Origin of the sequence: Mycobacterium ulcerans subsp. shinshuense (assembly GCF_002355775.1) — a bacterium.
Classification (GTDB): Bacteria; Actinomycetota; Actinomycetes; order Mycobacteriales; family Mycobacteriaceae; genus Mycobacterium; species Mycobacterium marinum.
In genome coordinates this window covers 4554750-4578193 of sequence record NZ_AP017624.1, presented here as the reverse complement: position 1 = coordinate 4578193, position 23444 = coordinate 4554750, and the positions used below count along the sequence as shown (strand labels likewise).

Annotated in this window: 16 protein-coding genes and 3 pseudogenes; 12 read left to right on the top strand and 7 right to left on the bottom strand. The window is 65.3% G+C overall.

Features of this window, described 5'->3' with window-relative positions; genetic code table 11:
- Positions 1–298: 298 nt before the first annotated feature.
- From groES to SHTP_RS20410, 3 genes are all read left to right on the top strand, one after another.
- On the top strand, positions 299–601 hold the full coding sequence (gene groES, locus SHTP_RS20420; RefSeq protein ID WP_011739140.1) for a co-chaperone GroES: 303 nt from the start codon (positions 299–301) through the stop codon (positions 599–601).
- A 92-nt stretch (positions 602–693) separates the two neighbouring features.
- Positions 694–2313 carry a chaperonin GroEL gene (gene groL / locus SHTP_RS20415; RefSeq protein WP_096371612.1) on the top strand — a complete coding sequence of 540 codons (1620 nt, stop codon included), beginning with the start codon at positions 694–696 and terminating at the stop codon, positions 2311–2313.
- Positions 2314–2563: 250 nt separating this feature from the next.
- The gene (locus SHTP_RS20410; RefSeq protein ID WP_096371611.1) at positions 2564–3784 is read left to right on the top strand and encodes an Rv1453 family transcriptional regulator; all 1221 of its coding nucleotides are present in this window, start codon (positions 2564–2566) and stop codon (positions 3782–3784) included.
- A gap of 36 nt (positions 3785–3820) precedes the next feature.
- Here the strand turns inward: SHTP_RS20410 and SHTP_RS20405 are convergent, their stop codons facing one another.
- The 3 genes and pseudogenes from SHTP_RS20405 to SHTP_RS20390 form a co-directional block, all read right to left on the bottom strand.
- The gene (locus SHTP_RS20405; protein ID WP_096372581.1) at positions 3821–4258 is read right to left on the bottom strand and encodes a hypothetical protein; all 438 of its coding nucleotides are present in this window, start codon (positions 4256–4258) and stop codon (positions 3821–3823) included.
- Between the two features lie 252 nt (positions 4259–4510).
- Positions 4511–6225: pseudogene (locus tag SHTP_RS20400) on the bottom strand (PPE family protein).
- A 548-nt stretch (positions 6226–6773) separates the two neighbouring features.
- Complete coding sequence (locus tag SHTP_RS20390) at positions 6774–6965, bottom strand: hypothetical protein (RefSeq protein WP_231991659.1); 192 nt, start codon at positions 6963–6965, stop codon at positions 6774–6776.
- A gap of 250 nt (positions 6966–7215) precedes the next feature.
- Between SHTP_RS20390 and SHTP_RS20385 the strand changes: the two are divergent.
- Positions 7216–8418, top strand: a pseudogene (locus SHTP_RS20385) (ISAs1-like element IS2404/ISMul1 family transposase).
- Positions 8419–8437: 19 nt separating this feature from the next.
- Here the strand turns inward: SHTP_RS20385 and SHTP_RS20380 are convergent.
- Positions 8438–9844, bottom strand: a pseudogene (locus tag SHTP_RS20380) (PPE family protein); the annotation flags it as partial.
- A gap of 332 nt (positions 9845–10176) precedes the next feature.
- Between SHTP_RS20380 and SHTP_RS20375 the strand changes: the two are divergent.
- A complete protein-coding gene (locus SHTP_RS20375) occupies positions 10177–11832 on the top strand; it encodes an amidohydrolase (RefSeq protein ID WP_096371610.1) in 1656 nt (551 codons plus the stop codon).
- 45 nt (positions 11833–11877) lie between these two features.
- Here the strand turns inward: SHTP_RS20375 and whiB3 are convergent, their stop codons facing one another.
- Complete coding sequence (gene whiB3, locus SHTP_RS20370; protein ID WP_012393017.1) at positions 11878–12186, bottom strand: redox-responsive transcriptional regulator WhiB3; 309 nt, start codon at positions 12184–12186, stop codon at positions 11878–11880.
- Positions 12187–12736: 550 nt separating this feature from the next.
- On the opposite strand from whiB3, the gene SHTP_RS20365 reads away from it, so the two are divergent.
- The 3 genes from SHTP_RS20365 (at position 12737) to SHTP_RS20355 (ending at position 15305) form a co-directional block, all read left to right on the top strand.
- Positions 12737–13597 carry a hypothetical protein gene (locus tag SHTP_RS20365; protein WP_096372578.1) on the top strand — a complete coding sequence of 287 codons (861 nt, stop codon included), beginning with the start codon at positions 12737–12739 and terminating at the stop codon, positions 13595–13597.
- A 93-nt stretch (positions 13598–13690) separates the two neighbouring features.
- Positions 13691–14266 carry an ECF RNA polymerase sigma factor SigD gene (gene sigD, locus SHTP_RS20360; RefSeq protein ID WP_015354741.1) on the top strand — a complete coding sequence of 192 codons (576 nt, stop codon included), beginning with the start codon at positions 13691–13693 and terminating at the stop codon, positions 14264–14266.
- The gene (locus tag SHTP_RS20355) at positions 14259–15305 is read left to right on the top strand and encodes an anti-sigma-D factor RsdA (protein WP_096371609.1); all 1047 of its coding nucleotides are present in this window, start codon (positions 14259–14261) and stop codon (positions 15303–15305) included. The genes sigD and SHTP_RS20355 overlap by 8 nt, the downstream gene beginning before the upstream one ends.
- A gap of 60 nt (positions 15306–15365) precedes the next feature.
- Here SHTP_RS20355 and SHTP_RS20350 read toward each other — a convergent pair whose 3' ends face one another.
- Entirely contained in the window at positions 15366–15779 is a 414-nt protein-coding gene (locus SHTP_RS20350; RefSeq protein WP_011739151.1) for a DUF5319 domain-containing protein, read from the bottom strand.
- Positions 15780–15942: 163 nt separating this feature from the next.
- Between SHTP_RS20350 and guaB the strand changes: the two genes are divergently transcribed.
- From guaB to SHTP_RS20330, 4 genes are all read left to right on the top strand, one after another.
- Positions 15943–17541: an IMP dehydrogenase gene (gene guaB, locus SHTP_RS20345; RefSeq protein WP_096372577.1), complete on the top strand. Its 1599-nt coding sequence runs from the start codon at positions 15943–15945 to the stop codon at positions 17539–17541.
- Between the two features lie 9 nt (positions 17542–17550).
- Positions 17551–18678 (top strand): GuaB3 family IMP dehydrogenase-related protein, encoded by a 1128-nt coding sequence (locus SHTP_RS20340; RefSeq protein WP_012393022.1) that lies wholly within the window; start codon positions 17551–17553, stop codon positions 18676–18678.
- Positions 18679–18858: 180 nt separating this feature from the next.
- A complete protein-coding gene (locus SHTP_RS20335) occupies positions 18859–20655 on the top strand; it encodes a PPE family protein (protein ID WP_096371608.1) in 1797 nt (598 codons plus the stop codon).
- A gap of 88 nt (positions 20656–20743) precedes the next feature.
- Positions 20744–22489 (top strand): GMC oxidoreductase, encoded by a 1746-nt coding sequence (locus SHTP_RS20330; RefSeq protein ID WP_096371607.1) that lies wholly within the window; start codon positions 20744–20746, stop codon positions 22487–22489.
- A gap of 25 nt (positions 22490–22514) precedes the next feature.
- On the opposite strand, the gene SHTP_RS20325 is transcribed toward SHTP_RS20330, so the two are convergent.
- The gene (locus tag SHTP_RS20325) at positions 22515–23411 is read right to left on the bottom strand and encodes a TauD/TfdA dioxygenase family protein (protein WP_096371606.1); all 897 of its coding nucleotides are present in this window, start codon (positions 23409–23411) and stop codon (positions 22515–22517) included.
- Positions 23412–23444: the final 33 nt, after the last annotated feature.

The following is a 23444-nucleotide window of genomic DNA, read 5'->3' as shown; positions in this document are numbered from 1 at the left end:
GGCGGCGGTGCGGAATACGCCGTGGGCGAACCGACACGCGAGAAGCACCGGGGCGCCCTTGAGTGCTAGCACTCTCATGTATAGAGTGCTAGGTGGCAGTCGGACGACCCCAGCGCCGGCACCCGCGACGACGACGCGAGGGCACGGACGGATGCCGAATCACCTGATAATTCGGACGGTTCGGGGCGCGCCCCGGACCGGCCGAAAACTCCGGTCCGGGCGAATAGTCCCGGATCCGAATCAAGATAATCCGGGGCGACAGCACCGGATCCGATCGAATTAGTGGAGGGCTCCAATCGTGGCGAAGGTGAACATCAAGCCACTCGAGGACAAGATTCTCGTGCAGGCCAACGAGGCCGAGACCACGACCGCGTCCGGTCTGGTCATTCCTGACACCGCCAAGGAGAAGCCCCAGGAGGGCACCGTCGTCGCAGTCGGCCCCGGCCGCTGGGACGAGGACGGCGAGAAGCGGATCCCGCTGGACGTGGCAGAGGGTGACACCGTCATCTACAGCAAGTACGGCGGCACCGAGATCAAGTACGGCGGCGAGGAGTACCTGATCCTGTCGGCGCGCGACGTGCTGGCTGTCGTTTCCAAGTAACCCCGTGTACCGCCCCGGCGATCCCCGTGTTCAAGCGCGGGTGATTTCCGGGGCGGCATGCGTTAGCGGACTAGCTGGGCATAAGGAGCCTGATGAGCAAGCTGATTGAGTACGACGAAACTGCGCGCCGCGCCATGGAGGCGGGCGTGGACAAGCTCGCCGACACGGTACGGGTGACGCTGGGCCCGCGTGGTCGGCATGTGGTGCTGGCCAAGTCGTTCGGTGGCCCCACCGTCACCAACGACGGCGTCACCGTGGCCCGTGACATCGACCTGGAAGACCCGTTCGAGAACCTGGGCGCCCAGCTGGTGAAGTCGGTGGCCACCAAGACCAACGATGTCGCCGGCGACGGCACCACCACCGCGACGGTGCTGGCCCAGGCGCTGGTCAAGACCGGCCTGCGGTTGGTCGCCGCCGGAATCAACCCGATCGTGCTGGGTTCGGGAATCGGCAAGGCCGCCGACGCGGTGTCGGAGGCCCTGCTTGCCTCGGCCACGCCGGTGTCGGGCAAGGACGCCATCGCGCAGGTCGCCACGGTCTCCTCGCGCGACCAGCTGATCGGTGATCTGGTCGGCGAGGCGATGAGCAAGGTCGGCCACGACGGTGTGGTCAGTGTCGAAGAATCCTCGACGCTGGGCACCGAGCTGGAGTTCACCGAGGGTGTCGGTTTCGACAAGGGATACCTCTCGGCCTACTTCGTCACCGACTTCGACGCTCAGCAGGCTGTTCTCGAAGACCCGCTGATCCTGCTGCACCAGGACAAGATCAGCTCGCTGCCCGACCTGCTGCCGTTGCTGGAGAAGGTCGCCGAATCGGGCAAGCCGTTGATGATCATCGCCGAGGACATCGAGGGCGAGGCGTTGGCGACCCTGGTCGTGAACTCCATTCGCAAGACGCTGAAGGCGATCGCGGTCAAGTCGCCCTACTTCGGCGACCGGCGCAAGGCCTTCCTGCAAGACCTGGCCGCGGTGACCGGCGCCGAGGTGGTCAACCCCGACGCCGGCCTGGTGCTGCGGGAGGTGGGCCTGGAGGTGATGGGCTCGGCGCGGCGCGTCGTGGTCAGCAAGGACGACACCATCATCGTCGACGGCGGCGGTGCCCCGGAAGCGGTCGAGGCGCGGGTGAATCTGCTGCGCTCCGAGATCGACAGAAGTGACTCCGAGTGGGACCGCGAGAAGCTGGGCGAGCGGCTGGCCAAGCTGGCCGGCGGCGTGGCCGTCATCAAGGTTGGTGCCGCCACCGAGACCGAGCTCAAGAAGCGCAAGGAAAGCGTCGAGGACGCGGTCGCGGCGGCCAAGGCTGCCGTCGAGGAGGGCATCGTGGCCGGGGGCGGGTCCGCCCTGATCCAGGCTCGCAACGCGCTCAAGGACTTGCGAGCGTCGTTGTCGGGCGATGAGGCGGTCGGCGTGGACGTGTTCTCCGAGGCACTGGCCGCGCCGCTGTACTGGATTGCCACCAACGCCGGTCTGGACGGTTCGGTCGTGGTCAACAAGGTCAGCGAGCTTCCGGCCGGACACGGTCTGAACGCGGCCACCCTGACCTACGGCGACTTGGCTGCCGACGGCATCGTCGACCCGGTCAAGGTGACCCGCTCGGCAGTGCTCAACGCGTCATCGGTGGCACGTATGGTGCTGACCACCGAGACGGCGATTGTCGACAAGCCGGCCGAGCCAGAAGACGATGGCCACGGCCATCACGGCCACGCGCACTAGCCGCAGGCATCCGAAACACCCCCGGTCTTTCGCGGCCGGGGGTGTTTTCGTGTCTGAGGCTGAAGGGGCGCTCACGCGAGATTGCCTCGGGCACGCGAGACTTAATCCCTTGCGAGCATCTACGGCGTGTTGTCGCGGAGGTTTAAGTGTCGCGGGCTGGCTGAACCGCGGCTAACCGGCCATGCACAAAACAGTCAAATCTAGGTGCTCGATGGTGCAGGAGTGTGCGCCCGCGGGCTACCGTGAGTGAGTGCTGTGGCAAGGTCCGTCCCCGCGGGTGGGTGAGCTGATCCGGCAGGGGGCGAAAGCCGTACTGGACGGTTCTCAGCAATGGTTGGACGAGTACGACCGGGTGACCATGGCGGCCGACCCCGCCATTGCCGATGATCCCGTCCTGGCCGAGGCGACCCGCCGCAGCATCCGCTCCAGCCTGATTCACTGGGCCGCGGCCAACGTGAGCAACCCCGGTGCTCCGGTCGCGCCCAATCTCGGCCCCGAGCCGCTAAGCATTGCCCGCGACATGGTGCGCCGCGGCCTAGACCCGTTCACGTTTCGGATCGCGCAAACGGTGGGCTGGCGGTTGTGGATGGGCGTCGCCTTTGGGTTAACCAGCGATCCCGACGAACTGCGCGAGCTGTTCGAGGTGACCTACCGGTCGATCAGCGAGTTCGTCGAGGCCACCTCTGCCGGCATCGCCGCCCAGATGCAGCGCGAACGTGACGAACTGGCTCGCGGCACACACGCCGAACGACGAGAAGTCACCGCTTTGATCCTCGACGGTGCGCCGATCAGCCGCCAGCGCGCCGAGGCTCGATTGGGATACGCCCTCAACCGCACACATACCGCCGCCGTCATCTGGAGTGACGAGCCCGATGGCGACCTGAAGCGGCTCGACCGGGTCGTCGACGCCTTCGGCCGCGCCGCCGATTTTGCGCGGCCGCTGACCGTGATCGCCGGCGCGGCCACCCGTTGGGTGTGGGTGGCCAATGCGGCTAACGCCACCCTTGACGTCGAACAGGTTGAGCAGGCGGTCCGAGACGTTCCCGGAGCGCGAATCGCCATCGGCGCCGCCGCGACGGGAATCGAGGGCTTCCGGCGCAGCCATCTGGAGGCGCTAACCACCCAGCGGATGGTGGCCGGGCTGAATTCTCGCCAGCGAGTCGCGTTGTTTGCCGATATCCAGTTGATCGCCTTGATTGCACAAAACCCCGAAGCCGCAAATGATTTCATCAAGAACACGCTCGGGGATTTCGAGTCGGCCGGTGCTGAGCTGCACAAGACGGTGCTGACCTTCGTCAATGAGCAGTGCAGCATCGGGCGCGCCACCAAGGTGCTCTACACGCATCGCAACACCCTGCTGCGCCGACTCGACCGCGCTCAGCAACTGTTGCCACGGCCTTTGGGCCACAGCAGCGTGCATGTTGCCGTCGCCCTCGAAGCGCTGCAGTGGCGCGGCAATCCGCCCGCCTAGGCGATTCTGGTTTCGGGGGAGGGGGAGCCGGGACGACTAGTGTCGTCCCATCCCACCCATTCCGTCCATTCCGCCGATCCCGCCCATCCCGGCGTGCCCGCCGGCGGCGGTGGGTCCTGCGATTCCGCCGGGCCACCCCGGGGTTCCGGGCGTGCCAACTTGGGGCCCATACGGTCCATACGGTTCGCCGGGGGCGGGAGGTCCACCCGGTCCCCCGGGGCCACCCCATCCACCGGGTCCGTACACGCCGCCCGGGGTGCCTGGCGGCGGCGGCCCATTTTGGGCAGGCGCCGTGGTTGCGGGCACCGGGCTGATCACGCATTGTTGCGCCACGTTGTCCCAGGTCCACCCCGACATGCAGTTGTGGTCATCGGCCCGGCTGATCGCCGGTGCGCCGAGTCCGATCACCGGCGCCGCAGCGAATGCGAACGCGAATGCGGCGATCGCGGCGCCGCGTCGTTGAAAGTTCCTCATCGGGGTTCTCTTTCTGTCGCTATCTGGTCCGACCGGGTTCCGTTGCCCGGTGAAGTGCTTGATGCTCTCCATGATCAGCGGCCCAGCGCCGCCTACCAAGGTGCAAAAACGACCAAATTGCGGGTATGGGTGGTGCAGAAGTGTGCGCGATGTCGGCGGCTGCCGCCGGGTTATGCGCGTGCGTTGACGGCCGCCTGCCGCGATCTCGTCGAACCGAGGCGGGTGCGGGCTTCTAGCTACCCGGAACCGGGATCAGGACTTGATGGCCAGCTTGCTGAGGCTGAACAGGCCCGAGTTGGCGGTGCCCCAGTTGAAGAAGCCAGAGTTGAAGCCACTGACCTGACCCAGCGCGAAGGGGCCGATGGCCTCCGAGTAGCCGGTGTTGAAGAAGCCCGAACTGACGCCAACCTCGAATGCCGTTCCGACCGCGGTGTTTCCAAAGCCCGAGACGCCGTGACCATAGCTGCTCTCGTCTGCCGCGTTTCCGAATCCTGAAACGCCGTAACCGGTGTTGAAGAATCCCGAGCTATCCGTTGCGGTGAGGCCGACCTCGCCGGCGTCGGTGGCGTTACCGATGCCGGTGTTGACATTGCCCGCGTTCAGGAATCCGGTGTTGATGTGGCCCGAGTTGCCGATGCCCGTGTTGACCTCGCCCGAGTTCAAGAAGCCCGTGTTGAGGTTGTTCCCGTTGAATCCACCGGTATTGATCGAGCCCGCGTTGCCGAAGCCGGTGTTGAGCAAGCCGCTGTTGCCGAAGCCGGCGTTTCCGCTGCCCGCGTTCCCGAACCCGAGGTTGCCGGTGCCGGAGTTGCCGACGCCAAAGCTGTTGAGCTGGCCCGGGAACACCGAATTGGTGCCCGAGCTGAAGGCGCCGATGTTGCCGTCGCCGGAGTTGAAGAAGCCGATGTTGTTACTGCCCGAGTTACCAATTCCGATGTTGCCGCTACCCGTGTTCAGGCCGTCGAAGTGGAACTGGCCGGCCGCCGTGTCGTAATACGCACCCCCGACACCGACCAAATTGTTGGCATTGAGTCCGAACCCGATGTTGCCAATACCGGTATTGCCGCCGCCGATATTGCCGTCTCCGGTGTTGCCGAGGCCGAAGTTGCCGTTGCCGGTATTACCGATACCGATGTTGTTCTCGCCGGGCGTCACGTGGAAGGTGAACAGGTTGGGATTGGAGAGGTCTGCGGGGCCGGCGTTGCCGAAGCCGAAGTTACCGGTCCCGTTATTGCCGAAGCCAAAGTTGAAGTTGCCGATGTTTCCGGCGCCGAGGTTGTTGTTGCCGTTGTTTCCGCCGCCGATGTTGTAGTTCCCCGACTGCGGGGCACCAGTGCGCTGTTTCCCTCGCCGCTGTTGCCGACGCCGATGTTGCCGATCCCGGTGTTGCCGCTACCGAGGTTCGCATTGCCCTTGTTGCCCAGCCCCAGGTTCGGCAGGCTCTGCAGTATCTGTTGCAACCCGCTCGGCAGGCTTGCCGCCGCGGATGACGCCCCGCCGTGGTAGCCGACCATCGCGGCGACATCCTGGGCCCACATCTGCTCGTACTGGCCCTCGGTGGCCATGATTGCGGGCGCATTGAGCCCGAACAAGTTGGTTCGAATCAGCTGGACGAACACGTTGCGGTTGGCCAACACCTCCAGCGGATGAATCATCGCGGCGCGCGCGACCTCAAACGCTCCGGCCACCGCTTTGGCCTGGGAGGCCGCCCCTGCGGCTTGGGTTGACGCTGCGCTCAAGAACTGCGCGTACGGGGTGGCCACGGCGTTCATCGCCGCCGAGGCCGCGCCCTGCCACGCGTCGCTGACTAAACCCGAGGTCACCGATGAGAACGATGATGCCGCCGTGCCGAGCTCGGAGGCCAGGCCCTCCCAGGCCGCGGCCGCATCAAGCATCGGGGCCGATCCGGCACCGGAGAACATCAAGGATGAATTGATCTCCGGCGGCAACATTGCAAAGTTCGTCATGGTAGACCCCTACCTGTAGCGTTTGCTGCTCTGGAAGCGACTGTGTCGCCGTGCAATCGAGCAATTCGCCACGAATGCTACGACGTTGTCTTCTTCGATATTGGCCTTTTGGCCAGAATTCCGATCAAGCTTGATCGGTCGATCTGGCACGTCAATTATGCTGAGCGCGCGCCCACAGGCGAGCAAATGGCACCCCTTGATGCGACGCCCACCTGAGGCTTCGCGGGGCGCCGGCCGGGTCGGCCCGGCCTTCGAGCGCTTCCGCGGATTTCCGGGTAACCCCTCGCGCCACAACATGACTCGTCGAGAGAGGGTGCTCCAGCCGGTCGCCGGGCAAGGGTGCGCAACAATGCGAGCGTGCGCGGCCGCGCCGGCGGGTTGTGCAGGGTGGGAGACGAAGTTCGTCCCGATACCGGCCGGGGTTGTCGTCCAAGTCCTCGCTGGAGATGCGCCTCCGGATGGGTTCCGCCGGCTAGACACCGCCAAGTTCGAAGATCTGCTCGCGGTGCAATGCATGGGGGCGCAGTCCGGCGCCCGGGCCAATCCGATCATCGCGCCAGCTGACTGAGGCTGAATAAACCCGACACGGCGATGCCGGTATTGAAAATGCCCGAGTTGAAGCCGCTGAGCACACCGCTGGCAAAGGGGCCGATGGGGTCGGTGAGACCGGTATTGAAAAAGCCCGAGCTGACGCCGGTATAGCTGGAGCCGCCCGCGGCGGTGTTGAAGAAGCCCGACATGTCGCCGCTGCGGAAACCGCCTGTGGCCGTGTTTCCGAAGCCCGAGATTCCGACCTCGCCGGTGTTGCCGAATCCCGAGGTAGCCAGGCCGCTGTCGGTGGTGGCCCCAGGGCTCCGGCGTTGTTGATTAGCAGGCTTGTGAGCTGGGTTGATGATCTTTGGTGCCGCGCTATTGGGGCCGGAGTGTAGGCACGGGCTATCTGGAGAACGATCGAGTTGGTTACTGTTCGTCGTTGGTCTGGAGTTGCCCGTGCCTACCGTTTCAGTATTGCCTGTGTCGTCGGTTCCAGAGGTGTTCGACCGCTGGAGTCCTGGTGAGCGCAGCGAGCTCATCGGATCGGAGTTTCTCGATGTGTTGGCCTCGGTGCCAGACCCGAGGGACCCACGCGGTCGGAGGTATTCGCTGATGGCTTTGTTGGCGATCGCGGTTCTGGCCACTGCCGCGGGGATGCGCGGCTATGCTGGTTTTGCCACATGGGCGGCCACCGCTCCCGATGATGTGTTGGCCCAATTAGGGGTCCGGTTCCGGCGGCCCAGTGAGAAGACCTTCCGCGCTGTTTTGTCTCGGCTAGACCCCGCCGACCTCAACGCCAGGATGGGCAGTTACTTCACTGCACACGTGGCCAGCAGCGACCCCAGCGGATTGGTGCCGATCGCGTTGGACGGCAAGATGCGGCGTGGTGCTTTACGCGCCAAAGCGACAGCCAAGCATCTCGTGTCGGTGTTCGCCCACCGTGCCCGATTGGTACTCGGTCAACTCGCTGTCGCCGAGAAAAGCAATGAAATTCCCTGCGTACGTGCCCTGCTCACGCTGCTGCCGGGTAGCTTGCGGTGGCTGGTCACCGTGGATGCGATGCATACCCAGGTCGTCACCGCGAAGTTGATCTGCGCCACCTTGAAGTCGCACTACCTGATGATCGTCAAGTCCAACCAAGCCAAAATACTTGCGCGTATCACCGCGCTGCCCTGGGCCGAGGTGCCCGCAGCCGCTACCGACGACTCCCGCGGCCACGGCCGTGTCGAGACCCGCACCCTGCAAATCATCACCGCTGCACGAGGAATCGGCTTCCCCTACGCAAAACAAATCATCCGGATCACTCGTGAACGCTTGATCACCGCCACCGACCAGCGCAGCGTGAAGGTGGTCTATGCCATCTGCAGCCTGCCGTTCGAGCACGCCCGCCCTACCGCGATCATGACCTGGATGCGTCAACACTGGGGAATCGAGAACAGCCTGCACTGAATACGCGACGTCACCTTCGACGAAGACCGTCAAAGGGCACATACCGGAAACGGCGCACAGGTCCTAGCAACGCTACGCAACACCGCGATCAATCTGCACCGCCTCAACGGCGCCGACAACATCGCCGAAGCCTGCCGGATCACCGCTTTGACCGCCAACCGCCGCCTAGACCTCCTCAATCCACAATTCCCCAGCCCACAAGCCTGCTAATCAACAACGCCGGAGCCCTGGTGGTGGCCCCGACGCCGGTGTTCACGTCGCCCGAATTCCAAAAGCCGGTGTTCTCGTGGCCGGAGTTCCCAAAGCCGGTGTTTGTCTTGCCCGAGTTCAAAAAGCCCGTGTTGAGGTTGTTCCCATTAAACGCGCCGGTATCAATCGAGCCGGCGTTCCCGACCCCGGTGTTCAGCAGGCCGGAGTTTCCGGCGCCGAAGTTTCCCGCGCCCGCGTTCCCGACGCCGAAGTTGCCGCTGCCGGAGTTGCCGACGCCAAAGCTGTTGAGCTGGCCCGGGAACACCGAATTGGTGCCCGAGCTGAAGGCGCCGATGTTGCCGTCGCCGGAGTTGAAGAAGCCGATGTTGTTGTTGCCCGAGTTCCCGATGCCGATGTTGCCGCTGCCCGTGTTCAGGCCGTCGAAATGGAACTAGCCGGCGGCCGTGTCGTAGTAGGCACCGCCGACGCCGACCAAATTGCTGCCCAGCAGGCCGAGCCCGATGTTGTTATTGCCGTAGTTGCCGCCGCCAATGTTGCCGTCGCCGAGGTTGCCCAGGCCGAAGTTGTTGTTGCCGGTGTTGCCCATGCCGACGTTGTTGTTGCCCGGCGCCGGTTGCAGGGCGAACGGGTTCAGTCTCGACAGGTTGGCCGGGCCGCCGTTGCCGAAGCCGATGTTCCCGTCGCCCTTGTTGCCGAAGCCGAAGTTGAAGTTGCCGTAGTTTCCGGCGCCGAGGTTGTTGTTGCCGTTGTTTCCGCCGCCGATGTTGTAGTTGCCCGCGATTCCAGGTGTGATCGGGGTGTTTCCCACACCGCTGTTTCCGGTGCCGATGTTTGCGGTGCCGATGTTTCCGTTGCCGATGTTTGCGTTGCCGATGTTTCCGATGCCCAGGTTGGGCAGGGTTTTCAGCAGCTGCTGCAGACCGCCGGGCAACGCGGCTGCCGCTGACGACACCCCGGCGTGGTAGCCGGCCATCGTGGCCACGTCCTGGGCCCACATCTGCTCGTAGTGGCCCTCGGTGGCCATGATGGCCGGTGCGTTGAGCCCCAGCCAATTTGACTGAACCAACTTGAGGAACGCGCTGCGGTTGGCCGCCACGGCCAACGGATGGACCATCGCCGCGCGCGCGTCCTCGAACACACCGGCCACCGCCTTGGCCTGGGTGGCCGCCGCGGCAGCTCGGGTCGAGGCCGCGCCCAACAATTTCGCATAGGAGCTGGCCGCGGCCGTCATCGCCGCGCTGGCCGCGCCTTGCCAGGCATCTCCGGCCAATCCGGAGGTCACCGACGAAAACGACGATGCCGCCACACCCAGCTCCGAGGCCATGCTGTCCCAGGCCGTCGCGGCGTCGAGCATCGGTGCCGATCCCGCACCGGTGAACATCCGCAACGAATTGACCTCGGGTGGCAACATCGCAAAGTTCGTCATGGTCGGCCCCTGCCCGTATCGTTTGCTGCTCTGGCGGCGACCAGGCCGCCGTGGAATCGCAATTCGCCAGGAATGCTAGGACCGCCACCGCGATGTCAACTCGGATTTTCGTCTTTGCACCGGGCCGGACCCAGGTTGACGGCCAGCTCTAATGAGAGTTGTGGGTGCACGGTCTCCCCGAGTGTTGGTGGCGTCTCGGGGCGAGGTTGTCTGCCGGGTAATGCCTTGTGCCACAACATGGTCGGCCTTGACCGCTGGGCAGATGAAGCAACCGATGTTGCGCGTGTTGTTCGAGGTCGCAGTAGGATGACGGCAATCAAGAGGGGGTCTACGTGACCGGTGACGCCGATGCCATCTACACCAACGGTGACATCGTCACAGTTGACGATGAGCAGCCAATAGCCGAAGCGGTCGCGGTCAAGGATGGGCGCATCGTTGCGGTCGGGGCCCACGACGATGTGGTTCGCGAACATCTGGGGCCGCACACACGGCGCGTCGATCTTGCCGGAAATACCTTGTTACCGGGATTCATCGACCCGCACAGCCACTACATCAATGCACTGACGGTGGCCAACCAGGTCAACGTGTTCGCACCGCCAGCCGGCCCGGCGGCAGATGTCGAGGCGATTGTCGCGGAGCTCAAGAAGTTCCGGGACGCGCGCGACATCGCCGACGGCGAGATCATCATGGCCTACGGATATGACGAGACGGTCATGCCCGATGGACGCACACTGCATCGCGAAGACCTCGACGCGGACTTCCCGAACAACCCGGTGCTGGTCGGGCACGTATCCCTGCACGGGGCCGTGCTCAATTCCGCGGCGATGCAAAAGTTTGGCATCTCGGCGGACACCGAAACGCCGCCGGGCGGGGTGATCGTGCGCAAGGAAGGTTCCACCGAACCCGACGGCCTGATCATGGAAACCGCGTTCCTGCCGATTTTCGCTTCGCTGCCCAAGCCCACGCCGGAGCAAGAGGTGCAATGGAGCATTGCCGGTCAACTGCTGTACGCGGCGGTCGGTATCACCACCGCGCACGAGGGCTTGACCCACGCGGCCGACATTGCCTTGCTGCGGCGGGCGGCCGCCGGTGGCGTCGACCTCATTGACGTCATCGCGTACCCGTTCATCCTCGAACTCGACGAGGTACTGCCGGAAAATCCGGCCGACACATTCGGGACGTACCACAACCGGCTCAAGCTCGGCGGCGTGAAAATCACTCTCGACGGCTCGCCGCAGGGCCGAACCGCGTTCTTCACCACCCCCTACCTGGCCGATGGGCCCGGCGGCGAAAAGAACTGGTCCGGCGAGCTGCCCTTCTCACAGGAGACCGTCAACGGGTGGTTCAAACGGGTTTACGACCTCGGTTTGCCGCTGAACATCCACGCCAACGGAGATGGGGCGATTGACGTCCTGCTGGCCGCGCATGAGTACGCGGCCGCCGATGACCCCACCAAAGACCGCCACACCACGGTGATTCATTCCCAGTTCGTGCGGCGGGATCAGCTCGCGAAGTATGTCGAGTACAACCTGATTCCCTCACTGTTCACCGAGCACGCGTTCTACTTCGGCGACACCCACGTGCGGCTGCGCGGCAAGGAGCAGGCCCATTTCCTCAGCCCGATGCGGGCCGCCATCGACATGGGGCTACGTCCGACCAACCACACCGACTTCAACGTCACGCCCCTGGACCAGATGTTCGTGTTGTGGACGGCGGTCAATCGCGTCTCGCGCAGTGGGGAAGTCATTGGGGCGGATCAGCGCGTAACAGCGCTCGAGGCGCTGAAGGCGATCACCATCAACGCCGCATATCAGTACTCCGAGGAGCATTCCAAGGGTTCGATCACGGTGGGCAAGCTCGCCGATCTGGTGATCGTGGACAACAATCCACTGACCGTGGATCCGATGAAGTTAAAGGACATCGCGGTCCTCGAGACCATCAAAGAGGGGCGCACGATCTATCGCGAGCCCGCGACGCAGTCGTCGTAGGCCCAGGCCGCGATAGCGGGCCAACCCGGGGGAGAGCCGGGACGATCAGGCAGTGCGGCGGATCCCCCGAGTGCGTCCGATGCCGCCCTTGAGCAGCAGGTCACGCTCGGACTCGGACAAACCGCCCCAAACGCCGTAGGGCTCGCCCACATCGAGTGCGTGGGAGCGGCACTCTTCGATCACCGGGCAGCGCCGGCACATCTCTTTGGCGCGCTGTTCGCGTTGCATGCGGGCCCGGCCGCGCTCGCCGTCGGGGTGGAAGAACATCGATGAGTCGACACCGCGGCATAGGCCCTGCAACTGCCAGTTCCAGATGTCGGCGTTGGGCCCAGGTAGCTGCTCTGGCTGTGGCATTGCCGATTCCCTCTCTGCACGGCACACCCGAGGTTTTAGGTTCGCGACTCGCGAGTTGTGCACTGACTTTTCAGAGGCGTCAACGATGACTACCCGAACAAAGGTAAACGCTAGGGGCGTTGCCGAATTTCCGTCAATAGCCACCGTTGCCCATGAAATACCTGGGCGTTGGATGAGAATTAACTCCGCGTTCATCTGCCTCGCATTTGTGGAAGACAAAGCGTGCTAGGAAGACGACCTAGATATCCCGATTCCCCCAGGTCACTGGCCTACTGTGGGCTACCTGTAATTATTCTGAAGATAGCTGTGAGTAATACTGCCGTAACATGGAAAGCACAAACTTTTTACCATTGACGTCGAGTGGATGGTCGAATATCACAGTCTTGTTCGGCACTCGAGGCGTACCGCGTGCCTTTACCATATTCGCTCGAGCGCTTGTCATCCAGGTGAGTCGTGTTGCGCAGGTCGCGGACGCCGCCGGTCGCCCCGGGTGCCGGCATTGTCGGGGCGCCAACACCTCCGATAACTTTAAGGATCAATGGGCGCATGTGTGGGGCCCGGCATCACCGAGAGCGATGATCGAAACTTCGCGGTCGTCGCGTCGGCGATCGAGTCAACGCTCGACGATGCCGCGTTCGGAAGTAGGCCAGACCGCTGGCCGCTGCCTGCGGCGATCACGCCGCGTCAGCTGTGGCTGCGTGCCGTCGCCGCCGGCGGCCAGGGCCGCTACGGCAGTGCGTATAGCGATCTGGCGCTGCTGCGGCGCCGGGTGCCGGCCGATCGCTGGTCCTCGCTGGCACACAGCACGCACGCGTCATTTCTGCGCCAACTGGGGTGGCACACGCGGGCGCGCCGTTGGGACGGTCGTGCCCTAGCGCTGGCCGGTGCCGATCCCGAGGCCGCAACCGATGCGCTGGTGGGCCTTGCTGCCGACGCGCTGGGTGTCGGCCGCTTCGCCGCGTCGGCGGCGCTGCTGAGTCGTGCCGACACCGTCGTCGCCGCCGCGCAATTGCCGCCCCAGGTGGCCGACCGGCTGGCGGTGCGCCGCTGCTGGGTCGGGGCGGAGCTGGCCATGTTCTCCGGCGACGGCCGTACCGCGGTGGGTCTTGCCGAGCGGGGGGTCGAGCTGGCCCGCGCCAGCGGCGGTGCGTCGGCCAGGCATCGGGTCAAAAGTGATGTGGTGCTGGCGGCGGCGTTATGCAGCGCCGGCGTCATCGATAAAGCGCGCGTGATCGGCGAGGCGGCCCTCGACGATGCCGGACGGCTGGGGCTGATCCCGCTGCGCTGGGCGCTGGCTTGCTTGCTGATCGATACCGAAAGCGTCACGCTTCCGGTAAGTCAGTTGCGCGAGATTCGCGATATCTGCGCAGATCAGGTGTGGCGCGCCGGTGGAACCTGGCGTCCCGCTTGAATTGCTGTTCGACCGTTATTGTCAATCCGTTAGCTAGCCCCGTTAGTTAGCCCGGGATGTGTCCGGTTCGTAACGTTGGAGATATCGCCGTCGATGACAATTGAAGGGGAACGTCTCGACGCTGTGGTTGCGGAGGCCGTGGCAGGAGACCGGAACGCGCTTCGGGAGGTGCTGGAGACCATTCGTCCGATCGTTGTGCGGTATTGCCGAGCTCGCGTCGGCACGGTCGAGCGCAGTGGCCTCTCAGCAGATGATGTGGCACAGGAGGTCTGTTTGGCCACCATTACGGCGTTGCCGCGCTATCGGGACCGAGGGCGCCCCTTCTTGGCCTTTCTGTACGGCATCGCGGCACACAAGGTTGCCGACGCGCATCGCGCCGCCGGGCGCGATCTTGCCTACCCGGCCGAATCGGTTCCAGAGCGCCGATCCGCCGATGCCGGTCCCGAGCAACTCGCCATCGAGGCCGATTCGGTCACCCGGATGAACGAATTGCTCGAGATACTGCCGGCCAAACAGCGTGAAATTCTGATTTTGCGCGTGGTTGTCGGCCTGTCCGCCGAGGAAACCGCGGCCGCTGTGGGTAGCACCACCGGGGCGGTCCGGGTGGCCCAGCACCGCGCACTTCAACGGCTCAAGGACGAAATCGTCGCGGCGGGTGACTATGCCTGAATCTGGATTTACTCTCGGCGACCAGCCGGGGTTGGACGAGGTGGCTCGCACCGATCTGCTTCTCGATGCGCTCGCCGGCCGCGAACGGTTCAGCCTCAACGATCCCGACGATGACGCGCTGGCCGCCCTGATGGGCGAATGGCGCGACGACCTGCGCTGGCCGCCGGCCAGCGCGCTGGTGTCGCAGAATGAGGCCGTTGATGCGCTGATCCTGGGGCTTTCCGAACGCCGCCGGTCGCGCCGCGCGTGGGCAGCGATCGGCTCGGTTGCGGCGACATTGCTGGCATTGAGCGGGCTTGGCGCCGTGGTGGCCGACGCCCGTCCCGGCGACCTGCTCTATGGCCTGCACGCGATGCTGTTCAACGAGCCGCGGGTCAGTGAAGACCAGATCATGTTGTCCGCCAAGGCCGATCTCGCCAAGGCCGAGCAGATGATCGCGCAGGGGCAATGGGACCAAGCCGAGAGCCAGCTGGCCGAGGTCAGCAGCACCCTGCAGACCGTCAACGACGGCAGCCGCCGACAGCACCTGCTAAACGAGCTGAATCAGCTCAACACCAAGGTCGAAAAGCGCGATCCGAATGCGACTCTGCCAGCTGGCGGGCCGCCACAGTCCGGGCCCACCGGGGTGCTCGCACCGCAGGTTCCTCCGGGCAACTCGCTGACACCCCTGGCTCCGGAAACGGTGTCGCCCGTGCCGCCGAACGAATCGGGCGCACCGGAATCGGCACCGGCGCCCAGTGCGTCGCCAACCACGACGGGGGCCAAGCCGTCGGCATCGCTACCGCCCGCGGGCGCGACCGCGACCAGTCCGGCGCCCACGTCGGTCCCAACGCCGCCCGTTTCGGCGGTTGTCCCAGGCGAGACGGCCGCCGACACGTCTGTGGTGGCGCCTGGCTCGCCGGCGGCCGCCGGCGTTGCGGCACCGGGGCCGGCTAAGTCGGCAGCACCCGGCGACGCGACCAACCCGGGAAGTCCGGTGGTTCAAACGTCCGGACAGCCAGAACCGGTGGAACCCGCACCAGCAGGCCCAGTTTCCTGACGGGCTGGCGGGGGCGCTCAGTAGCGGATACGGCTCGCGTCCAGCCGTTGCAACACTCGCTCAGTGGCGGTGGTGGAACCCGTCCGCGTCGGATGTCGCTTCGTTGAGCGAGGCATCGGCGTAACCGCGGCAGTAATCCCAGGTGACGTAAGCGTCCGGCTCGGGGTCGTAGGCCGGCTCGTGTGGGCGGACGGTGCCGTCGATCAACAACTGCAGCAGGTTCGCGCGCAGCATGTCCCAGTCGTGATAGTGATCCTGTTGACACTCGTCGCAGCACACCACGAGTCCACGGATTCCCTTGTGGGCCAACAACGCCTCGTACACCGCGAGATCGGCCAGATCGGCCTCCACCGCCATCCGCTCTTGCTGATCCAGCGGCTGGCCGGGTTCTACGGCTTCCAGGGTTGCCGACGGATCGCAGGGGTCGTCGGCAAAAGGATCGGGCGGCAAACCCGGCGGGAGGTGGTCGCGCACCCCCCTAGCCTACGCAGGCAGGCAGCCATCGCGCCAGAAATTGCGTGGGCGCGCCTTGCGGTCTGTTTTGGACTCGCGCCACACCCCAAGCTGCGGCTCGGTCACAGTCTGGGAGCCGATAGGATGGGACTTTCACTCCGCCATGCGTATGGAGGCCCCACCGATGTCCCGTGGCATGTCCCACTTGGAAGACAGTTCCGACCTGGTCGACAGCCCCTACATGCGCGATGCCCGTGTTGGGGACCTGTCCGGCGACTCGGTGCCCACCGGCGGCGACGATCCGCACAAGGTGGCGATGCTCGGGCTGACTTTCGACGACGTCTTGCTACTGCCGGCCGTCTCGGACGTGGTGCCCAGCACCGCTGACACGTCCAGTCAGCTCACCAAGAAGATCCGGCTCAAGGTGCCGCTGGTCAGCTCTGCGATGGACACCGTCACCGAGTCCCGGATGGCGATCGCGATGGCCCGGGCCGGCGGCATGGGGGTGCTACACCGCAACCTGCCGGTGGCCGAGCAGGCCAGCCAGGTCGAGACGGTCAAGCGCTCGGAGGCGGGGATGGTCACCGATCCGGTGACCTGCCGGCCGGACAACACCCTGGCCCAGGTCGACGCGTTGTGTGCCCGATTCCGCATTTCTGGCCTGCCGGTGGTCGACGACGCGGGTGCGCTGGTGGGCATCATCACCAACCGGGACATGCGCTTCGAGGTCGACCAGTCCAAGCAAGTCGCCGAGGTGATGACCAAGGCCCCGCTGATCACCGCGCAGGAGGGGGTCAGTGCGTCGGCGGCCCTGGGCCTGTTGCGCCGGCACAAAATCGAGAAACTGCCGGTCGTCGACGGAAGCGGCCGGTTGACCGGGCTGATCACGGTCAAAGACTTCGTCAAGACCGAGCAACATCCGCTGGCCACCAAGGACAGCGACGGCCGGCTGCTGGTGGGCGCGGCCGTCGGTGTCGGGGGCGACGCCTGGGTCCGCGCCATGATGCTGGTGGACGCCGGGGTCGACGTGCTGATCGTCGACACCGCGCACGCCCACAACAGGCTGGTGCTCGACATGGTCAGCAAACTCAAACTCGAAGTCGGTGAGCGGGTCGAAGTGGTCGGCGGCAATGTGGCCACCAGGTCGGCGGCCGCGGCCCTGGTCGACGCCGGCGCCGACGCGGTCAAGGTTGGCGTGGGCCCGGGGTCGATCTGCACCACCCGGGTGGTGGCCGGTGTCGGCGCCCCGCAAATCACCGCGATCCTGGAAGCGGTCGCGGTGTGCCGGCGGGCGGGCATCCCGGTGATCGCCGATGGGGGGCTTCAGTACTCCGGTGACATCGCCAAGGCGCTGGCCGCCGGTGCATCGACGGCCATGCTGGGGTCACTGCTGGCCGGTACCGCCGAGGCGCCCGGTGAACTGATCTTCGTCAACGGCAAGCAATACAAGAGCTATCGCGGTATGGGTTCCCTCGGTGCCATGCAGGGCCGGGGCGGGGCGAAGTCCTACTCCAAGGACCGCTACTTCGCCGACGATGCCCTGAGCGAGGACAAGTTGGTACCCGAGGGCATCGAGGGCCGGGTGCCGTTCCGCGGCCCGCTGGCCTCGGTGATCCACCAGTTGACCGGCGGTTTGCGCGCCGCGATGGGCTACACCGGCTCGCCCACCATCGAGGTGCTGCAACAGGCGCAGTTTGTCCGTATCACGCCCGCTGGCCTCAAAGAGAGCCATCCGCACGACGTCGCCATGACCGTCGAAGCGCCCAACTACTACGCACGCTGACGGCAGATGATGGTTGAAATCGGCATGGGCCGCACCGCCCGTCGCACCTATGAACTCAGCGAGATCAGCATCGTCCCGTCGCGCCGGACGCGCTCGTCCAAGGACGTCTCCACGGCCTGGCAGCTCGACGCATACCGGTTCGAAATTCCGGTGGTGGCGCACCCGACCGACGCCCTGGTGTCCCCGGAGTTCGCCATCGAGCTCGGCCGCCTGGGCGGGCTGGCGGTGCTCAACGGGGAAGGTCTGATCGGTCGGCATGCCGACGTCGCGGCCAAGATCACCCAGCTCGTCGAGGCCGCCAGCAAGGAACCCGAGCCGACGGCGGCGATCCGGCTGCTGCAGGAGCTGCACGCGGCACCGCTGGACCCCGGACTGCTGGGTGCGGCGGTGGCACGGATTCGCGAAGCCGGTGTGACCACCGCGGTGCGGGTCAGCCCGCAGAATGCTCAGGCGCTCACGCCGGTGCTGGTGCAGGCCGGCATCGATCTGCTGGTCATCCAGGGCACCATCGTCTCGGCCGAGCATGTTTCCAGCGATGGCGAACCGCTGAACCTGAAGACCTTCATTTCCGAGCTCGACATCCCGGTGGTTGCCGGTGGCGTCCTGGACCACCGCACGGCCCTGCACCTGATGCGGACCGGGGCCGCCGGGGTCATCGTCGGCTATGGGTCCACCGAGGGGATGACCAGCAGCGACGAGGTGCTCGGCATCAGTGTGCCGATGGCCACCGCGATCGCCGACGCCGCCGCCGCACGGCGCGAATACCTCGATGAGACCGGCGGCCGCTACGTGCACGTGCTCGCCGATGGCGACATCCACACCTCCGGCGAGCTGGCCAAGGCAATCGCCTGTGGCGCCGATGCGGTGGTGCTGGGTACGCCGCTGGCCGAGTCCGCCGAGGCGCTCGGCGAGGGCTGGTTCTGGCCGGCCGCCGCCGCGCACCCGTCATTGCCGCGCGGGGCATTGCTGCAGATCGCGATGGGCGAGCGGCCGTCGCTGGAGCGGGTCCTCAATGGGCCCTCCGACGACCCGTTCGGCACCCTCAACCTGGTCGGCGGGTTGCGCCGATCGATGGCCAAGGCCGGTTACTGCGATCTCAAAGAGTTCCAGAAGGTCGGTTTGGCAGTCGGCGGCTGACGCCACCCGCATCGGCTGGAGCGCCCGGACGCACTCGCCGATCGGTCTCGTCACCGATGGTCCGCGCAAACCACCAACATTGGGCTGGTATCCGATTATGGTCCGCAGTTAGCGCAATGGGCTGCGGCCAGCAAACAAGCTCGTGCGCCGACGGCTCGGTTCCGGGAAGGGACTGCTGAAATGAACTTTCCGATGTTGCCCCCCGAGATCAATTCGGCGCGGATGTTTGCTGGTGCCGGATCGGGGCCGATGTTGAGCGCGGCCATGGCCTGGGATGGGCTGGCGGTCGAGTTGGGATCGGCCGCCGAATCGTTTGGCTCGGTGACGTCGGGGCTGGTGGGTTCGTCGTGGCAAGGGGCGGCGGCAGCGGCGATGTCGGCCGCTGCCGCGCCCTATGTGAGCTGGCTCAATGCTGCGGCGGTGCGGGCTGGTGAGGCAGCGCTTCAGGCCAAAGAGGTGGTCAGCGCGTTTGAGGCCGCGCGGGCGGCCATGATCCATCCGTTGGCGGTTGCGGCGAATCGAAATGCGCTGGTGCAGCTGGTGCTGACGAACTTGTTCGGGCAGAATGCCCCGGCGATCGCGGCGGCCGAGGGCAGCTATGAGCAGATGTGGGCCGCCGACGTCGCCGCGATGCTGGGCTATCACGGCGGGGCATCCGCCGCGGCGTCGGGATTGGCGTCGTGGCAGCAGGCGCTGCAGGGGCTGGCCGGCCCGGCCGCGTCGGTCATCCCGGGTTTGAGCATTGGCAACACCGGCGTGGGAAACCTGAGCATCGGCAACATCGGCGACTTCAACCTGGGCGGTGGAAACGCCGGCAACCTCAATCTGGGCGGCGGAAACACCGGAAATGCCAACCTGGGTAGCGGTAACACCGGCAACAGCAACTTCGGCAACGGTAACCGCGGGAATCTGAACTGGGGCAGCGGAAATCTAGGCAACGCAAACGTGGGCTTCGGAAACTTTCTCGGCCAGGGAAACTTCGGCTTCGGAAACCGCGTCGGCGATGCCAACCTGGGCAGCGGCAACCTTGGCAACGCCAACTTCGGCAACGGAAATCTTGGTGACACCAACCTGGGTAGCGGTAACAACGGCTTTTCCAACGTGGGCTTTGGCAACCTCGGCAGCAACAATCTGGGCTTCGGGAACAACGGCGACAACAACATCGGCTTCGGCCTGACCGGAAACAACCAGGTGGGCATCAACTTCGCCGGACTCAACGGCGGCATCGGAAACATCGGCTTGGGCAACTCCGGTGACAACAACGTGGGGTTCTTCAACTCGGGCAGCAACAACGTGGGTTTCTTCAACTCCGGGGATCGGAACTTCGGTTTCGCGAACGCGGGTGACACCAACACGGGCTTTTGGAATGCCGGCCGGGTCAACACCGGCTTCGGTAACGGGGGCAACTTCAACCTCGGGTTTGGTAATGGGGGTGCCGCCAACGTCGGCGTCGGCAACGGCGGTGGCGGCAACCTGGGCTTCGGGAACTCGGGCACCGAGAACACCGGCAGCTTCAACTCTGGCGGCGACAATGGCCCCAACGGCGGAAACACCGGCAGCTTCAATTCCGGCTACGTGAACACCGGCTTTTTCAACTCCGGCTCCACCAATACGGGTCTGTTCAACGCGGGCAGCGTGAACACGGGCATCGGCAGTCCCGATACCCAACCGGGTTCGATCTCGGGTTTCGGTAACGCCGGCGCGGGCGTCTCGGGCTTCAATAACTCGGGGGACGCCACCTCGGGCTTTATGAACGTCGCCACAACCTTCGGTTTTACCTCGGGAATCAACAACGTGGGCGACTACCAGGTGGGCCTGTTCAACACGGGCTTTGGCAACGCGGGAATCGCCAACTCGGGCAACGCCACCTTCGGCATCGCCAACTCGGGTGCGTTGAGTTCGGGCATCTCGAACTCGGGCACCAACAGCTCGGGCGGTTTCAACACCGGCGATGACCAGTCGGGTTTCTTCAACTAGGCGCGGCCGCACCGGCGTGCGAATAGCGTGTAGTGAAGTATCGGGTGTCCCGTAGCGGATCGAATGTAAAGAAGGTCATACTGCAGCCATGAAGCCGGATTACGACGTCTTGATTATCGGTTCGGGTTTCGGGGGCAGTGTGAGTGCGCTGCGCCTGACGGAGAAAGGCTACCGGGTCGGCGTGCTGGAGGCCGGCCGGCGCTTCAGTGATGCCGAATTCGCCAAGACATCCTGGGATCTGCGCAAATTCCTGTGGGCGCCCAAGCTGGGTTGCTACGGCATCCAGCGCATCCACCCGCTGAAAAACGTGATGATCCTGGCCGGCGCGGGGGTGGGCGGCGGATCGCTGAACTATGCCAACACGCTCTACGTTCCGCCGGACCCATTCTTCAACGACCAGCAGTGGAAACACATCACCGACTGGGGCGACGAGCTGATGCCGCACTACCAGCAGGCGCAGCGGATGCTGGGCGTGGTGAAAAACCCGACGTTCACCGACGCGGACCGCATCGTCAAGGAAGTCGCCGACGAGATGGGATTCGGTGACACCTGGGTGCCCACCCCGGTCGGGGTGTTCTTCGGTCCCGACGGCACCAAGACGCCGGGCAAGACGGTGCCCGACCCCTACTTCGGCGGTGCCGGCCCCGCGCGAACCGGCTGCACCGAATGCGGCGAGTGCATGACCGGCTGTCGCCATGGCGCCAAGAACACCCTGGTAAAGAACTACCTCGGTCTGGCGGAATCGGCTGGTGCCGAGGTGATTCCGATGACCACGGTGAAGGGCTTCGAGCAGCGGCCGGACGGGTTGTGGGAGGTTCGGACGGTTCGCACCGGCAGTTGGGCACGACGGGACCGGCGTACCTTCACCGCCTCGTACCTGATCTTGGCCGCCGGTACCTGGGGGACCCAGCATCTGCTGTTCAAGATGCGCGACAAGGGCAAGTTGCCCAGGCTCTCCAAGCGGCTGGGCGTGCTGACCCGAACCAACTCCGAATCCATCGTCGGCGCCGCGACGTTGAAGGTGAACCCGGACCTGGACCTGACCCACGGGGTGGCGATCACGTCGTTGATTCACCCGACGCCGGATACCCACGTCGAGCCGGTCCGCTACGGCAAGGGCTCCAACGCGATGGGGTTGTTGCAGACGCTGATGACCGACGGTTCCGGTCCCAGCGGCACCGACGTGGCGCGTTGGCGCCAGCTGCTCGACCAGGCCGGGGAGAGTCCGCGCAGGATGTTTCGGCTGATCAACCCCCGGCAGTGGAGCGAGCGCACGGTGATCGCGCTGGTCATGCAGCACCTGGACAACTCGATCACCACGTTCACCAAGCGCGGCAAGTTGGGCATCCGCTGGTATTCCAGCAAGCAGGGGCACGGCGAACCGAACCCGACCTGGATCCCGGTCGGCAACCAGGTGACCCGCCGCATTGCCGAGAAGATCGACGGGGTGGCCGGCGGTACCTGGGGTGAGTTGTTCAACATCCCGCTGACCGCGCACTTCCTGGGTGGTGCGGTGATCGGCGACAACCCCGACAGCGGGGTCATCGACCCGTATCACCGCGTCTACGGCTACCCGACCATGTTCGTGGTCGACGGTGCCGCGATCTCGGCGAACCTTGGTGTCAACCCCTCGCTGTCCATCACCGCACAAGCCGAGCGTGCCGCCTCGCTCTGGCCCAACAAGGGCCAAAACGATGAGCGGCCGCTGCAGGGCGACGGCTACAGTCGGCTGTCCCCGGTTCAGCCGGAACACCCGGTGGTGCCCGCCGACGCGCCCGGCGCGCTGCGCTGGCTGCCCATCGATCCGGTCAGCCGGGTCAGCAGCGCGGGCTGACGCCGGGCGGCGCGCAGGCCGGCGGCTAGCCGGCCAGCGCCAGCGGCGCTCCGCTGATCACTCGGCTGCGCTGCCCGTGCACGTCGACCGGAACGTCGCCCATCAGCGTCACCCGGTGCAACAGCCGATGCTGGTCGTCGTAGTCGTCGATGGCCCGATGCTGGGTTGCCCGGTTATCCCAGATGGCCACGTCACCTGATTCCCAATTCCAGCGGATGGTGTTCTCTGGCGAGGTGATTCGCCGTTGCAGCAGTTCGAACAGCGCGCTCGATTCCTGGCTGTCCAGACCGACGAAACCGCGGACGAAGTCGCCGGCCAACAGCGTGCGTTCGCCCGTTTCGGGGTGCACCCGCACCACCGGATGTTCGGTGCGGAAATCGGGTTTCTGGAATGCCTGCCGGAACGCCTGTTGGGTGTCGGTCAATGCCTGGATCGCCTCGTTGGCCACGTAGTCGTAGCGGTTGGTGTGCAGTGCCCACAGGTTCTCCACGAGGCACTTGAGCGGTTCGGGTAGTTCGGCGTAGGCCGTCGCGGTGTTTGCCCACAGGGTCGACCCGCCGTAGTTGGGCAGAGTGACCGCGCGCAGGATCGAGGCCGCCGGATAGTTCGCGGCGAAGGTGACGTCGGTGTGCCAGCGGTTGGCCTTGCCCCACTCGGAGTTGATCGGCGTGATGATCGGCGCATCGGGCAGCGCGGCCGCCGCGGCCGGGTGGCCGATCGGAGTGCCCAACAACCCGGCGAACTGGAGTTGTTGCTGGTCATCGAGGTGGTGTTGGTTGCGGAAGAAGATCACCTTGTGCTCGAGCAGTGCCGCGCGGATCTGGTCGACGGCGGCCGCGTCGAGATCGGCTCCCAGGCTCACCCCATCGACTTGGGCGCCTATCCGGCTGCCGAGCTTCTTGACTGTTATCAGGTCTGTCATTGCTGTTCCTTAAGCAAACGTAGGGTGTAGTCA

Coding starts and splice junctions, on each gene's coding strand:
- groL (WP_096371612.1), top strand. CDS start 694: ATGAGCAAGCTGATTGAGTACGACGAAACTGCGCGCCGCGCCATGGAG.
- SHTP_RS20405 (WP_096372581.1), bottom strand. CDS start 4,258: ATGAGGAACTTTCAACGACGCGGCGCCGCGATCGCCGCATTCGCGTTC.
- SHTP_RS20390 (WP_231991659.1), bottom strand. CDS start 6,965: ATGTCGGGCTTCTTCAACACCGCCGCGGGCGGCTCCAGCTATACCGGC.
- whiB3 (WP_012393017.1), bottom strand. CDS start 12,186: ATGCCACAGCCAGAGCAGCTACCTGGGCCCAACGCCGACATCTGGAAC.
- sigD (WP_015354741.1), top strand. CDS start 13,691: ATGACAATTGAAGGGGAACGTCTCGACGCTGTGGTTGCGGAGGCCGTG.
- SHTP_RS20355 (WP_096371609.1), top strand. CDS start 14,259: ATGCCTGAATCTGGATTTACTCTCGGCGACCAGCCGGGGTTGGACGAG.
- guaB (WP_096372577.1), top strand. CDS start 15,943: ATGTCCCGTGGCATGTCCCACTTGGAAGACAGTTCCGACCTGGTCGAC.
- SHTP_RS20340 (WP_012393022.1), top strand. CDS start 17,551: ATGGTTGAAATCGGCATGGGCCGCACCGCCCGTCGCACCTATGAACTC.
- SHTP_RS20335 (WP_096371608.1), top strand. CDS start 18,859: ATGAACTTTCCGATGTTGCCCCCCGAGATCAATTCGGCGCGGATGTTT.
- SHTP_RS20330 (WP_096371607.1), top strand. CDS start 20,744: ATGAAGCCGGATTACGACGTCTTGATTATCGGTTCGGGTTTCGGGGGC.
- SHTP_RS20325 (WP_096371606.1), bottom strand. CDS start 23,411: ATGACAGACCTGATAACAGTCAAGAAGCTCGGCAGCCGGATAGGCGCC.